Origin of the sequence: Chryseobacterium paludis (assembly GCF_025403485.1) — a bacterium.
Lineage (GTDB): Bacteria > Bacteroidota > Bacteroidia > Flavobacteriales > Weeksellaceae > Chryseobacterium > Chryseobacterium paludis.
Genome location: NZ_CP099966.1, coordinates 2,177,672 through 2,190,685, shown reverse-complemented (window position 1 = coordinate 2,190,685; position 13,014 = coordinate 2,177,672). Strand labels below are relative to the sequence as shown.

14 protein-coding genes and 1 riboswitch are annotated in these 13,014 nt (G+C 32.4%); of the genes, 4 read left to right on the top strand and 10 right to left on the bottom strand.

Annotation, left to right across the window (positions count from 1 at the left end):
* Positions 1–5: 5 nt before the first annotated feature.
* Together queG and NG806_RS09715 are read left to right on the top strand one after the other, a co-directional pair.
* On the top strand, positions 6–950 hold the full coding sequence (queG, locus tag NG806_RS09720) for a tRNA epoxyqueuosine(34) reductase QueG (RefSeq protein ID WP_214826997.1): 945 nt from the start codon (positions 6–8) through the stop codon (positions 948–950).
* Between the two features lie 370 nt (positions 951–1,320).
* Positions 1,321–1,998, top strand: a complete 678-nt coding sequence (locus tag NG806_RS09715; protein WP_261512879.1) for a TIGR02117 family protein — start codon at positions 1,321–1,323, stop codon at positions 1,996–1,998.
* Positions 1,999–2,079: 81 nt separating this feature from the next.
* On the opposite strand, the gene NG806_RS09710 is transcribed toward NG806_RS09715, so the two are convergent.
* The 8 genes from NG806_RS09710 to NG806_RS09675 form a co-directional block, all read right to left on the bottom strand.
* Complete coding sequence (locus tag NG806_RS09710) at positions 2,080–3,054, bottom strand: chorismate-binding protein (protein ID WP_261512878.1); 975 nt, start codon at positions 3,052–3,054, stop codon at positions 2,080–2,082.
* Between the two features lie 23 nt (positions 3,055–3,077).
* Positions 3,078–3,965, bottom strand: coding sequence for an outer membrane beta-barrel protein (locus NG806_RS09705; protein ID WP_261512877.1), 888 nt, complete (start codon positions 3,963–3,965; stop codon positions 3,078–3,080).
* Between the two features lie 19 nt (positions 3,966–3,984).
* On the bottom strand, positions 3,985–5,085 hold the full coding sequence (locus NG806_RS09700) for an RNA polymerase sigma factor (RefSeq protein ID WP_261512875.1): 1,101 nt from the start codon (positions 5,083–5,085) through the stop codon (positions 3,985–3,987).
* Positions 5,086–5,090: 5 nt separating this feature from the next.
* On the bottom strand, positions 5,091–6,149 hold the full coding sequence (locus NG806_RS09695; protein WP_261512873.1) for a hypothetical protein: 1,059 nt from the start codon (positions 6,147–6,149) through the stop codon (positions 5,091–5,093).
* Between the two features lie 106 nt (positions 6,150–6,255).
* Positions 6,256–6,684, bottom strand: coding sequence for a PaaI family thioesterase (locus NG806_RS09690; protein ID WP_214826985.1), 429 nt, complete (start codon positions 6,682–6,684; stop codon positions 6,256–6,258).
* Between the two features lie 79 nt (positions 6,685–6,763).
* Positions 6,764–7,360, bottom strand: coding sequence for a 1-acyl-sn-glycerol-3-phosphate acyltransferase (locus tag NG806_RS09685; RefSeq protein WP_214826983.1), 597 nt, complete (start codon positions 7,358–7,360; stop codon positions 6,764–6,766).
* A 315-nt stretch (positions 7,361–7,675) separates the two neighbouring features.
* Positions 7,676–9,394 carry a PspC domain-containing protein gene (locus NG806_RS09680; RefSeq protein WP_214826981.1) on the bottom strand — a complete coding sequence of 573 codons (1,719 nt, stop codon included), beginning with the start codon at positions 9,392–9,394 and terminating at the stop codon, positions 7,676–7,678.
* A gap of 11 nt (positions 9,395–9,405) precedes the next feature.
* Positions 9,406–9,735: a PadR family transcriptional regulator gene (locus NG806_RS09675; protein WP_214826979.1), complete on the bottom strand. Its 330-nt coding sequence runs from the start codon at positions 9,733–9,735 to the stop codon at positions 9,406–9,408.
* A gap of 293 nt (positions 9,736–10,028) precedes the next feature.
* On the opposite strand from NG806_RS09675, the gene NG806_RS09670 reads away from it, so the two are divergent.
* Positions 10,029–10,721 carry an XAC2610-related protein gene (locus NG806_RS09670; RefSeq protein WP_261512872.1) on the top strand — a complete coding sequence of 231 codons (693 nt, stop codon included), beginning with the start codon at positions 10,029–10,031 and terminating at the stop codon, positions 10,719–10,721.
* 1 nt (position 10,722) lies between these two features.
* Positions 10,723–11,313, top strand: a complete 591-nt coding sequence (locus NG806_RS09665) for an HD domain-containing protein (protein ID WP_261512871.1) — start codon at positions 10,723–10,725, stop codon at positions 11,311–11,313.
* A gap of 39 nt (positions 11,314–11,352) precedes the next feature.
* Here the strand turns inward: NG806_RS09665 and NG806_RS09660 are convergent, their stop codons facing one another.
* Together NG806_RS09660 and NG806_RS09655 are read right to left on the bottom strand one after the other, a co-directional pair.
* Positions 11,353–11,736, bottom strand: a complete 384-nt coding sequence (locus tag NG806_RS09660) for an acyl-CoA thioesterase (RefSeq protein WP_089027276.1) — start codon at positions 11,734–11,736, stop codon at positions 11,353–11,355.
* Positions 11,737–11,852: 116 nt separating this feature from the next.
* Positions 11,853–12,030: riboswitch (cobalamin riboswitch) on the bottom strand.
* A 55-nt stretch (positions 12,031–12,085) separates the two neighbouring features.
* Positions 12,086–12,883 (bottom strand): hypothetical protein, encoded by a 798-nt coding sequence (locus NG806_RS09655; RefSeq protein WP_261512870.1) that lies wholly within the window; start codon positions 12,881–12,883, stop codon positions 12,086–12,088.
* Between the last annotated feature and the right edge of the window lie 131 nt (positions 12,884–13,014).

Here is a 13,014-nt window from a genome sequence, read left to right as displayed (position 1 = left end):
AAATCATGAATTCAACTGCCGAAAAATATTCTGAACTGATAAAGTCCAAAGCTCAACGTTTTGGATTTCAGAATTGTGGTATTTCCAAAGCAGATTTTCTTGAGGAAGATGCTCGGAATCTAGAACTGTGGCTTAAGAATAACTTCCATGGAGAAATGAAATATATGGAAAATCATTTTGATAAAAGACTGGATCCGAGGTTATTGGTGGAAGGTTCTAGATCTGTGATTTCATTATCTTACAATTATTTTCCTGAAGAAAAGATTTCGACACTCGAAAACTATAAGATTTCAAAATATGCCTATGCCGAAGATTATCATGAAGTAATCAAAGAGATCCTTCGAGAAATGGTAATGGAGCTGCAAGAAGAGATCGGCGAGTTTGGATTCAGGGTCTTTGTAGATTCTGCACCCATACTTGAGAGAAGCTGGGCAAGAAAATCAGGAATTGGTTGGGTGGGTAAAAATGCTAACCTTATTACAAAGCAAAACGGTTCTTTTTATTTTTTAGCAGAAATTATCTGCGACCTGGAACTTATTGCCGACCATGAAACAACTAATCATTGTGGAACATGTAGAAAGTGTATAGATGCATGTCCAACAGATGCTATTGTTTCAGATAAGCTTATTGATGGAAGTAAATGTATTTCTTATGCAACAATAGAATTGAAAACTGAGATTCCTGACTATTTTAAAGATAAGATGCAGGATTGGATGTTTGGTTGTGATATTTGCCAGGATGTCTGCCCATGGAATAGGTTTTCAGCACCAAACCTTCAAAGCAGGTTCAGACCTAATGAAATGCTTAAAAATTTCAAAAAAGGTGAATGGAAGGAACTTACACAAGAATTATTCTCTGATATTTTTAGAAAATCTCCTGTTAAAAGAACAAAATTTGCGGGCTTAAAAAGAAATATTGAATTCTTAGAATCATCTTCAGACAAACTTTAAGTCAGATTTTTGGTGATAAATCCTCTTTTGAAAATTTTACATTCCAAATTTAAAGAGGGTTGTTGATCATGCCTTGTCCTTTAAGGGATAAGGAGATGAAGATTTTTAGTGATAAGAATTCGTTAAAAAGCCTTTCCTAAAAAAGAAAAATTGACTTTCAAAAAGATAAAATCTCTTAGAAAATCAACGTTTTTTTTGTATTCTTTTTGGAGCTATTTTTACTCTTACTTTAAATCTTTTTTGGGATTTAGTGTTTTTACGCATATTTGTAACTATTTCATACCTAAATATACTTATTTTTCCGATTAAAACAAATAGTTTTGTGATAAATTAAAAATTAAGTTTTATTAATCTTTATAAAAGCATATTTGTGAAAAAAATATTGATCATATTCTTAAAAGCTTTGGGGATCATTCTTGGGATTGTTGCTTTATATGTCGTACTGGGCCTTCTAATTCCTTTTATTGAAGTTTCAGCAAAAGATGATGGTGAGACAAAAGAGGTTCCAATTTATATTTATACCAATGGAGTACATACGGACATTGTAATGCCTGTAAAAAATGATTTGCAGGACTGGAGTGTAAAAGTCCCTTTTTCCAATATTGCTTCAAAAAGAACCGACTATCAATATATAGGAATCGGTTGGGGTGATAAAGGCTTTTATCTGGATACTCCAACCTGGTCCGATTTAAAATTTTCAACAGCTTTTAAAGCGGCTTTCTGGTTAAGTGAATCTGCAATGCACTGTACCTACTATAATACAATGAAGGAAGGCGATGATTGTAAGATGATCATGATCAGCAGATCACAATACAAAAAATTGGTACAATTTGTAGAAGATAAATTTGACAAGGATAAAAATGGAAATTTCATTCTGATTCCTACCAATGCTGTGTATAGTGATAATGATGCGTTTTATGATGCCAATGGAAGTTATAATTTCTTATACACATGCAATACATGGACAAACAATGCATTAAAAGCAGCCGGACAAAAAGCAGCTTTGTGGACACCTACAGATTTTGGTATATTTCGGCATTATAAATAATTAGACACCTTTTTTCAAATGTAAATTAATTAATAATTTTAATTTACACTAATAGATTTAAAAAAATATACTCTGGCAAAGTCAAGAGATAACAAGATTCTTAAATACAGCTTCGGATTTTAACTCTGTTTCTCCCCATTCCTTTTTAGGGTTACTTTGTGCTGTAATTCCGCCACCAACAAATAAATGCACTGCGTCTTTATAGAGTTTTGCACATCGCAGATTCACAAAATACTGAACGGTTTCTTCTGTCTCAATTTTGATATATCCAGCATAGAATTCACGTGGGAATTTTTCAATCCATTGAATTTTTTCCTTACAGAAATCCTTAGGTATTCCGCAAACAGCGGGAGTAGGGTGCAGCTCTGTAATAATTTTGTCAATATCTTCAGGTTTTATATTTGCTTTAAAGTCCGTTCTTAGATGTTTGATATTTCCTGAAATATGATCATACGTTGGAGATTTCTCAATATGACCTGAAGTAGCGTATTTTTCAAAAACATTTTCAATATAAGTAGATACTGGTTTTTGCTCTTCAATTTCTTTCTGTGACCAATCTTCAGAGACAGGTAGGGTGCCTGCCAGGCTCATCGTTTCAAATGTGTGAGTAACCTTATCGAATTTTCCTAAAACCTCTGAAAAGGCACCCATCCAGCAGTTTTCATCATTAATAAAAATGTACCTGAAAGCATTAGGATAAGAATTACATAGACGTTTGAAACTCTCCTTTAAATCAATTGTATTGAAATTTCTGATTATTTTTCTTCGTGATAAAACGAGCTTAGGAAGATTATTTTCTTTGATGATTTCAATTACACCATTGAGTTTACGGATATATTCATCCTCCGTTTCAGCGATAAAATGATTATTCTCTTTGGGCAAAGATTGACTTGTTATCTCTTTTTTTTCGAAATCTCCAGATTCTATTTCTATAATATTTCCTTTGAAATGTAATTGTTCAGAATTATCAAATGAATGAAAAGTAACTGATATTTTAGAAGAATCTTCTCCGGTGGTATACAGTTTTTCGTTAAAGGGAAGTTTAAAGTAAATCATTAGGCCAATGCTTTTAGAAAAAATTACTTAGAAATAATATAAGATAAGCCTAAGTTGATCTTTCTTTCTGCAAAGGTATTATTACTGTCAAAAATGTCAAAATCAAATGAAGAGTTTTTTAATGATATATTCTTCATTTTGTATTGTTGATAATCTATAGATAGCAAAAATCTCCGCATAAAACGATATTCTATCCCCAGGGTGAAACCATAATTATTTTGAGTGTTTTTAAAATCATCCAATTTATCCAGAACATTGTTTTCAGGAACTAAAAATTGCATTTTATAGATATTCCTATTGGCTAAAAACCCCACAAATGGTCGGATATTGTTCCATTCGTAAAATATTTTTAATTGAAGTGCATATTCAAAATGTTTATTATTAAATCTTTGGAAAAGCAGGGGTTGTTGATCATTGGAAAAATAGAATCCATTTAAGTAGGTGTCTTCTTTATTAGCATCCAGATCAAATGTTGAATTCCAATAATAAACACTTGCCGAAAGCATTAGTGATAATCTTGGAGTAATAATGTTTTTTGATACCCAGACTCCGATACTCTCCCCAAACTGTTGTTTTTTATTTGAAAGCTCCTTTGCCCAATTGCTGTTTTTTAGCCCAACTCCAGCAGTAATACCATATTGGAAGTTTGTTGGTAATGAATCTTGTTTTCGTGAATTGGTTTTATTTTTTACAATATTTTCTCGAATGATATCTTTAATTTCCGTTTTATTTATATTTAATTGAGGAACAGAGATGCTGTTCAATTTTGCTTTTATAGGTTTTTCTAAATAAATGGTATCATATACAATTACTTTTTCATAAACATAAACCGTATCATTTTTCTTTTTTTGAGCTTTTGAAAAGTGAAACAATATAATTGGAAATAAGAGAAGCAGTCTTCTGAGAAACATAGTTTTGGATTATTAGTTTTTATCTTTCTATAAATATTGTATCCCTTTGGATAATTTTCTTTACCACAATAATTTTTTTTGGAGCATTCTGAATGGAATCTTTCAAAATGACTTTCTTTGATTTTTCTTTGCTGTCTATACTTTTTTCTTCAGATGTAGATTGAGATTCTACAATTGGAATTTGAGAATTGTCCCCATTTAAAGCTTTTTCCAAAGGTTGATCAACTGAACTTGAACTTTTTTTAAGATTTTGAGAAGTTATTTCTATTGTTTTATGTTCGTTGTCTGGGGTTTTATCAGATGTAATTATTGAGGTTTCTTTTGAATGAAGATTTTTATTTGATTTTATTATAAAGATAGAGACTACAATAATTAATAAAGTCATAGAACTTATGGCCACTTTCTTTTTCCATACCAGCGATGAGATCATCGGAGGGGAAGTTACCTTAATAGAAATGTTTTCAGAAATATCAAATACTTTAGAAGGCGCAATACTATAATCCAAAAATTTACTTCTGAAAGTTTGTGCCCATAATAAACCGCCAAATCCAAAGAGGACAAGCAATTGCGTAATTTTCTTTTTATTTTTTGGTGTATGATGATCCACATTGCCAAGCAAATAGTTTTGAATAGACTTTTTTGCTCTTAATAAATGAGATTTTGAGGTATTAACAGTTATTCCTAACATACCTGAAATTTCCATGTGTGAGTGATTTTCAATAAAAAATAAATTGAAAACAGATTTGTGATGCTCTGGTAAATTATCTATTGAAGACAGAAGTTGATCTCTTGTGAAGTCATATTTAAAAAATATTTTTTCGTCTAAAGAAGGGTGATTCATCTCTGAAAGTATATCTGGGATTTCTGAAGGCTCCGTTGTAATGAAAGTTTCTTTACTGCTCTTTCTTATATATTGCAGGGCATTATTCACTACAATTGTTTTTAACCATGCAAAGAGTAATTTTTCATCTCTGAGCTGGTTCTTATTTTGTATGGCTGTTATAAAACTATCTTGCACAATATCTTCAGCGGCATAAATATCCTGTATATATCTACGGCAAATCCCCAAGAGTTTTGGGGAGTAGTTGATGTATATAGTTTGCCAATCGTATGTCTGCATTAATATTAATCGATAAAAATTGATAAAATTCCACCAACATTAGGATCTGAAACACCCATTATAGGTTGGCTTTGAACTTCAGTGTCATTGATGAAAACTTTTGCAAAAGGTGATGGATTTGAACCATCTTTATACCTTATTGTATAGATTTGATTATTTTTAATGTTAAACCTAGCAATCTTATTATATCCATTTGGATCATTTAATTGAATTAAAGTACTGTTTTTGTAATAAAAATTGTCCCCAATATAATATTTGTCATTATTGTCCCATACAACGAGTGTAATTTCTCCTGGAGGATTTGAAGGAAGTGATAAGATAGCATTGGTTTGTATATTTTTGAAATACTTTTCACCTGTCAAAATGTTTCTTATGTAAGCATATATTCCAGTACTATCCTTGTAAAAATCCAAAATATGTGAGTCATTTGTTAGAGGAAAATAAGTGGAGTTTTTGTAGAATCCGGTTTCCCATGTAATTGGATTGTACTGCTGGTTCTTCCTTATACTTAAGTAAATGTCATTATTAATTAATGCGTAAGTTCCGGAAATTAAACCTTCATTACTATCTGAAATCATTGTTTTTATACCGTTTTTCCATGAATAAAAAGTGTTCGGCCCTTGATTGGGTAAAGGATTAGGGTTTCTAAGAGAACCACAGAAATAAACGTTTCCATTCTCAACAACCATCCTTGAAGAAATATCAAAATAATTATTTGGATCCGGATCTGGTACATCTTGTAAATATTCATCCAAATTATATCTCGTTCCGTTTTTCCATAAGTACAAATGTTTTGATGGAGGGATATTTGCAAATTCAGAAGTCATTCCTCCGTACACATATACATTGTTATTTTCAACGATAATCTGCATAGCATATAGTCCCGTTCCATTAGGAAGAATTATCTTTTGACCGTTTTTCCAATAACAAGCTTGGTTATTTTCGACTCCTGCTACATATAAATCAACAGATGTTGTATTCTTTTCTAAAAGCTCATCATTATCTTGTTTGCAGGAAACTATGGATATTAATAAAAATAAGAAAGGTAAAATGAAAGTTTTCATGGATGCTTAATTTTCTTATAAGATGATAAAAAATAAAAAGGTTGCAGCAAGTATATAAAAAAAGACTCAAAAAATTTGAGTCTTATATTTATTATTAATCATCGAGTTACTTGTTAATGATATTATTGGTCATTGTTGTATGGTTGATCAGCTGGCCTTTTTCATCACGGATTTCGATTTCAGAAACATGCATCGTTCTTCCTTTTCTTATAAATCGTGCAGTTCCCGTTATGATTCCATCTTTTTTGCTTCTCAGGTGGTTGGAGTTAATATTAGTTCCTACACCATAATATTTTTCACCATCTATGAATATATTAGATAGGCTAGAGCCTAAAGTTTCGGCTAAAACACAGCTTGCACCACCATGTAATATGCCGAATGGCTGATGAACCCTTGGTAAAACCGGCATTGTAGCAGTAAGTGTTTCGTTGGTCTGATCGATATCAATGAATCTTATTTCAAGTGCTTTGGCCATTGTTTCTTCACCCCAGTTGTTAAGGAAGTTTAATAGCTCATCTTTGGTCATGTCTTTCATATAGTATCAGTATGGTTTTATTAAAAAGTAATGTAATAAATAATGAGGAGTTACTCATCATTATCTATTAATTCACTGTTTATGATTGCTGTTCGTTCTCTGTTCCCATGATATTCGGATTCCAATTAGCAGGAACTTTTGGTGTAATATCGTTTTTAATGTAGTAATTTTTAATTTCGTCCATGATCTCTGAAAAAGGAACGGAAGCTATTCTTTCATAGGGAATAGTATATCCAAGATAAACGATTTTTTTCTTAAAATCTCCGGCAGCCAGTACGATGGGCACTTTTGCTGCCAATGCCATATGGTAAAAACCTTTTCTCCATTTTGGCACCCAGCTTCTTGTTCCTTCGGGCGTGATCACCAAGCTGAAATCTTCTTTAGCGAATTCTTTGGCAACGAAATTTACCAGATCATTTTTCTGACTTCTGTCGATTCCGATTCCGCCAAGATTTTTTACGATCCCGCCATACCATCCTTTGGTATGAGCATCTTTGATAATTATTTTTAATGGTTTTTGTAACGACCAATAGGCGAAATTCCCCAATATGTATTCCATATTATGAGTATGTGGTGCTACTACAAGAATACACCTGTTCAGGCTGTTGACATCGCCCTGAAGAACGACCTTCCAACCCATGAGTTTCAACATTAATTTGCCGATTAGTTTTTTCATATATTTTCTATTAAAAACAAAAAAAGTATAACCAAATAAGTTATACTTTACAAATATATTGAAATATTATCGCTCTTAAAATAAACCGCTGATTAAATCTACGATTTTCATTACAATTTCTAGTGCTACTTGTACCATGGTTTAGGTGTGTGTTTTTAATGATTTGGTTATTATTAATATAACTGTACGAAGGTAAGATAATTTTTTAATATAAAGAACTAATTAATAATGTTTTTTGTTGCTAATGAGAGAAGAAGAGTGTGAATTTCAAACTGTTGCCTTCCATTCACACCTTCCGCCACTCTCTGCAGTTTATTATTTGGTTTTTATAGAAATTTCGTCTTTTCCATCCTTTATCTGGATGTCTACTTTGCCTTTCATCTTTTTAATGTCAGACTTTACTGAATCCATTATTTTTTCTGCTTTTGAATTTGGAACTTTCTTTCCGTTGATAATGATACTGTCTTTATCATCAGAGTTGTATTCGATTGTAGAACCATTTACAGAAATTTTATTTTTTTCAATTCTGATATTTCCATGATCGTCATCATTATTCTCATCATCGTCATCTACTCCGTCACCATTCAAATCCCCATCAAAATCAATTCCGTCTTTCTTTACAGGGATCACGATTGCGTTCTGTGGAATTACCAATTCATAATCTACATTGTAGTCTCTGAAACGGTGATCATATGGATATTTAACATAATTAGGAAGGATCACTTTGTTATTTAATACTTCTACGGGAACACTTACATTAAGGGGGATGTTATAACCTTTTGCTTCTTTTTTAATAATTAAATAAGGTGTTTTTATGTCAGCTTTTCTTGTTACCTGAACATGAATCCAATCTCTTTTAAAAACAGATACTTTGTCAGAATAAAGATCATCATCATATCCCATAAAGTTTTGAGGAATAACGATTTGTTTTAAGTCAACATAGATACTGTCCGATGTTGTATTGATAGAAACTTCTTCTGTATCTTCTTTGTGGCCTTTTAAGAACATATCTTTTCTCGCCATGCTAACTCCGAAATAAGTGGATACTGCAATTAAACCAAGAACCAAAGCTCCTAAAACCCATCCTGTATTTCTTAATTTTGTTTTAGGGGAAATTAATTTAATACTTAATAATGCGAACAACATTGCAGGAATCAAACTTCCTAATATGATCATCGCCATTAGTACATACCTCATTCCATCGTTGTCAAAGTAGAAATTCATTTCGTTGATTGGAGGAAAATCATTGCTTCCCATAAATCCAAAAACTACGAATACTCCAATCAAACATCCAAATGCCATCAATCCGAAGATTCCTCCTAAAACATATCTTACAACGTTCCAAATTCCACTTCCTGCATTGTTGATATAAGGTTTGTTTTCGATATATATTTCTCCGACTCTCTGTGTAGATTCATTAGCAAACTGAACCAGTTTATTAGATTCGCTTTTAAGATTGTCGAAGTTCATAGGCTTTCCCTTCATTTTCAAAAAATCGGCTGCCGTCTCTGCTTTTGGAAGTACGATCCAAAGAATGATATAAAGCAATGCTATTAATGAAGAAGAAATAGCTGCTGTAAATATTCCTAAGATAAATACACCTAACCAGATCGCTCTCATGGCAGTGATATCCATTCCTACATAATGAGCTAAACCTGCGCAAACACCTGCTATTTTTTGTCTTTCAGGGTCACGGAATAATTGCTTTTTATCAGAATATTCAGCACCTGAATGGCCAGTTCTTTTAGAATTCTTTTCAGAATAATAAGCTTCTTCCTGTTCTTCGATCTTTTCAGGGGTTCCGATTTGTGCAATAACTCCTTCTACATCTGTATCGTTGATTACTTCTCGTTTTCCTAATGAATCTCTGAAGATTTCAACCATTCTTATTTCTATGTCATGCATTACCTCGTCTACTTCTGAAGCGTCCAATGTACTTCTTAGAGCATTAAGGTAATCGCTAAGCTTTATATATGCGTGTTCCTCTATTGTAAAAGAAAAACCTGCGAGTCCTATGGAGAGTGTCTTGTTCATAGCTTTGTTTTTTAATTTTTTTGAGTGATTTGGTTTACTGAATTGGTTAATTCGTTCCAGGTGTTTAAAAGTTCACTTAAAAACAGTTTACCTTTTTCTGTAATCTGGTAGTACTTTCTCGGAGGTCCTCCGGTTGATTCTTCCCATCTGTATGAAAGAAACTCTCCATTTTTTAATCTTGTTAAAAGAGGGTAGAGTGTGCCTTCTACAACATCCAGTTTTCCTTTTTTTAGTTCATCTATAAGGTCGGAAACATACATTTCACGATGATTGATAAGACTTAAAATACAGAATTCCAGAATCCCTTTTCGCATCTGCGCTTTGGTATTTTCAGTATTCATCTTAATAAGGTTTTTAATTAGTTATATTTAGAATTCAGTTCCTAGCTAGTTGAACCTATTCTTATTTTACATTACAAAGATATGTAATTAAAATGGTATTATGCAATACAAAGTAGTGAAATTTTTATTATTTATTATTTAAAATACTGATAATCAGTTTAATAAATTTTATCAAGTCTTTAAAAGAAAATTATATTTAATTAATTTAGAGGATAAATGATCCAGATTTTGACAGCTATTCTTACTTTTGTTATGAAATTTCAGTCGTATTTGTACTGAATAAAATCTATATATTGAATAAGTATATTACATTGATCAGTTTTGTCTTTTTGGGATTTCTATGTTCCGGACAGCATCATTTTGAACTTAAAACGGGATCAAATCACTATGATGCAGTGATTACGGTAAATGATTGTGACGCAGAAAAATGTAGTGGAAGCGGGATAGTAGAACTAAAAGATAAAAAAACATTACGTACTATTCAGACTTTAACCTCTGATGATCTTTACTTTTATTTGAATAAAGAGCAGCAACCAAGTGTTAATGTTATTCAATTATATGATGAGCAAAGTCCATTGATTTTTGAAGATTTTAATTTTGATGGTTCAGAAGATATTGCAATACGAAATGGGAATGAAAGCAGTTATGGTGGTCCATCCTATGATGTATATGTCTACAATTCTACAAAAAAACAATTCGTTATCAGTGATGAATTAACTACTCTTGCTTTTGAAAATCTGGGAATGTTTCAAACAGATCCTAAAAGAAAGAGATTAATTACATTTTCTAAATCCGGATGTTGCTGGCATTTAACAACAGAGTATCAGGTAATTCCGAAAAAAGGACTAGATAAAGTTTACGAGCTGGAAGAAGATGCAATGGGTGGTGAAGAATTCGTAAAAGTAACAAAGCGACAAAAGATCAATAACAAGTGGATCGTAAAATCAAAAAAATATCCGATCAAACAGTACTATAAAGAAGATTAAAATGAAAATACAAAAAGAGATCGATTTTATTTTAGCAGTAGATGCTTTAAAAAATGTGCAGAGAAGAAATTATAATGCAGATGATTCAAGACGGGAAAATACTGCTGAACACTCTTGGCAGATAATAATACTGGCACAGGTACTTTTTCCATATGCTAAAAACAGGACAGATATCGATTTGTTAAGAGTTATAAGGATGCTTTCTATCCATGATCTGGTAGAAATTGAAGCTGGTGATACATTCTTATTTGATGAGAAAGCAATGGTTGGCAAATTTGAAAGAGAGAAATTATCAGCTCAGAATATTTTTGGAATTTTAGATGAACCTTTACGTTCAGAGTTTTTCAATCTATGGTTGGAGTTTGAAGAAGAGCAGACTGCGGATGCTATTTTTGCCTGTGCAATAGACCGTATTATGCCATTTATTCTTAACTCACATACTTCGGGGAAAAGCTGGACCGAAGCAAAAGTAACCGAGAGTCAAATCAGAAATATGCTGGAAAATGCAATAAGCAGAGCTTCTGATGAAATGGGTGAAGCTTTCCAGCTTCTGCTTAATAGAAGTTTAGAGACCGAAAAAGTTTTAAAATAAAGAAAACGCAAGTCAATTTGACTTGCGTTTCTCATCTAATTATAGTATTTGAACAGGCTTTTTAAATTCATCGATAGCCACAAAAGTAAAGTCTCCCACAATAGCTCTTTCTCTTTCATAAGAATACATTTGTTCCGTGTAGATCTCTACATTTACTTTCATACTTGTTGTTCCAACATGAGAAACCGTTCCTATCAGCTCGACAATAGTTCCGGCAGGAATAGGTTTCTTAAAGTCAATTTTGTCGCTGCTTACAGTTACCACTCTTTTTCTTGCAAAACGTGTAGCAGTAATAAATGCCACTTCATCCATCAATTGCATCGCTGTACCTCCAAAAAGAGTATCATAATGATTGGTTGTGTTAGGGAAAACCGCTTTAAAGATTCTGGTTTCGGATGCTTGAATTCTTTCTTCTGTAGTCATATTTCATTATTAAATTAAAGCGAAATGAAATATATTGAAGCAAACAGAATAATAACAGGAAAGGTGAAATTCCTGAAACAATCCATCAGATCAATAAACTTCAAGCCGCGAAAGTTTCTTGTTTATAGAAAGTGGCAGGTCTCCTGACTTGTAACATCCTTATCCCTTCCCATGCTTTTGCACAGTGGTTTATTATAAAGACTTTAGTTACTTACAGTTGCGCGACAGTTCGTGATTTTCACACGATTCCCTATTAATCTGTGATTAAACAGAACCAATTCCTGTGATGAATAAGCGTTAAAACTTTTTCAATGACAAAAATAAGGATAATACAGAGAAGTATAGTGAATTATTCAGGATTTTTAAAAATAATCTGGTGAGCAACCTTTCCTTGTCTGATCGTCCAGAGCGTGGTATATCTGTTTTCCCCGGAACCGTTGATCATATAAAGAAAAATGTTATCATTGTCAATAGCAGCAACACTAATGTTATTGAAATCCATAGTCGGCTGGAACATATTTTTAATAGCTTCTCTTACAAAAACGGAACCTCTTCCAACCTGTTGTACACGGATAGACTTGATTTCTGTCATCCCTTCAGGAAGTTCTTTACTGATACCCCAAGGTTTTACTTTATCAATAGTAAGGATTGTTCCATCCGCATCTTTTTCCTGTTTCCTATAACTGGCATTGGAAGGATAGACATCAATGATAACCTTATTTCTTTGGGCAGTAGGTATTTTAGGATTGTTATTGTCAGTGAAAATAAGGGATCTTCCGTTTTTGGATTTGGACGGTGTGTATTGAGGAAGCTGATCAATAAAAGCTACACGTTCTTTATTCACCATACCTTCTTTGTCAAGATTCTCATATCTCACAAAAGGTTTTTCAGTGTCTTGCTTTTCGGGATATTTGATCCATAACCATTCTGTTTCTCCCGGAGCCGGTTTTACATAAAGAAAGACATCTCCTTTACGCATTCTGATCTTATCAACAATTTTTCTATAATTATCCTTGGCAACCCTAACATTCGCGTAACCTTCTTCAGCCTTTACCACTCCAAAAGGAATTTTTTGCTGGCCTTTTACAAAAGCTAATGAGAATAAACTGAAGGCTGATAAATAGACTGCTTTATTTACGGAAATCATTATGAAAAATTTTTGATGCATCAAATATATAAATTAAATACTTTTCGGAAGATAATTATATAACTCTAAATCCTTAATATTAGTTATTGGTTTTAGATGACCTGTAAAAAGGTTGAACTTTGTTTGAAATA

Excerpts from the sequence above, each read along its gene's own strand:
- NG806_RS09675 (WP_214826979.1), bottom strand. The coding sequence starts at position 9,735 with ATGAATACTGAAAATACCAAAGCGCAGATGCGAAAAGGGATTCTGGAA.
- NG806_RS09660 (WP_089027276.1), bottom strand. The coding sequence starts at position 11,736 with ATGACTACAGAAGAAAGAATTCAAGCATCCGAAACCAGAATCTTTAAA.
- NG806_RS09705 (WP_261512877.1), bottom strand. The coding sequence starts at position 3,965 with ATGTTTCTCAGAAGACTGCTTCTCTTATTTCCAATTATATTGTTTCAC.
- NG806_RS09685 (WP_214826983.1), bottom strand. The coding sequence starts at position 7,360 with ATGAAAAAACTAATCGGCAAATTAATGTTGAAACTCATGGGTTGGAAG.
- NG806_RS09680 (WP_214826981.1), bottom strand. The coding sequence starts at position 9,394 with ATGAACAAGACACTCTCCATAGGACTCGCAGGTTTTTCTTTTACAATA.
- NG806_RS09690 (WP_214826985.1), bottom strand. The coding sequence starts at position 6,684 with ATGAAAGACATGACCAAAGATGAGCTATTAAACTTCCTTAACAACTGG.
- NG806_RS09695 (WP_261512873.1), bottom strand. The coding sequence starts at position 6,149 with ATGAAAACTTTCATTTTACCTTTCTTATTTTTATTAATATCCATAGTT.
- NG806_RS09700 (WP_261512875.1), bottom strand. The coding sequence starts at position 5,085 with ATGCAGACATACGATTGGCAAACTATATACATCAACTACTCCCCAAAA.
- NG806_RS09665 (WP_261512871.1), top strand. The coding sequence starts at position 10,723 with ATGAAAATACAAAAAGAGATCGATTTTATTTTAGCAGTAGATGCTTTA.
- queG (WP_214826997.1), top strand. The coding sequence starts at position 6 with ATGAATTCAACTGCCGAAAAATATTCTGAACTGATAAAGTCCAAAGCT.
- NG806_RS09655 (WP_261512870.1), bottom strand. The coding sequence starts at position 12,883 with ATGATTTCCGTAAATAAAGCAGTCTATTTATCAGCCTTCAGTTTATTC.
- NG806_RS09710 (WP_261512878.1), bottom strand. The coding sequence starts at position 3,054 with ATGATTTACTTTAAACTTCCCTTTAACGAAAAACTGTATACCACCGGA.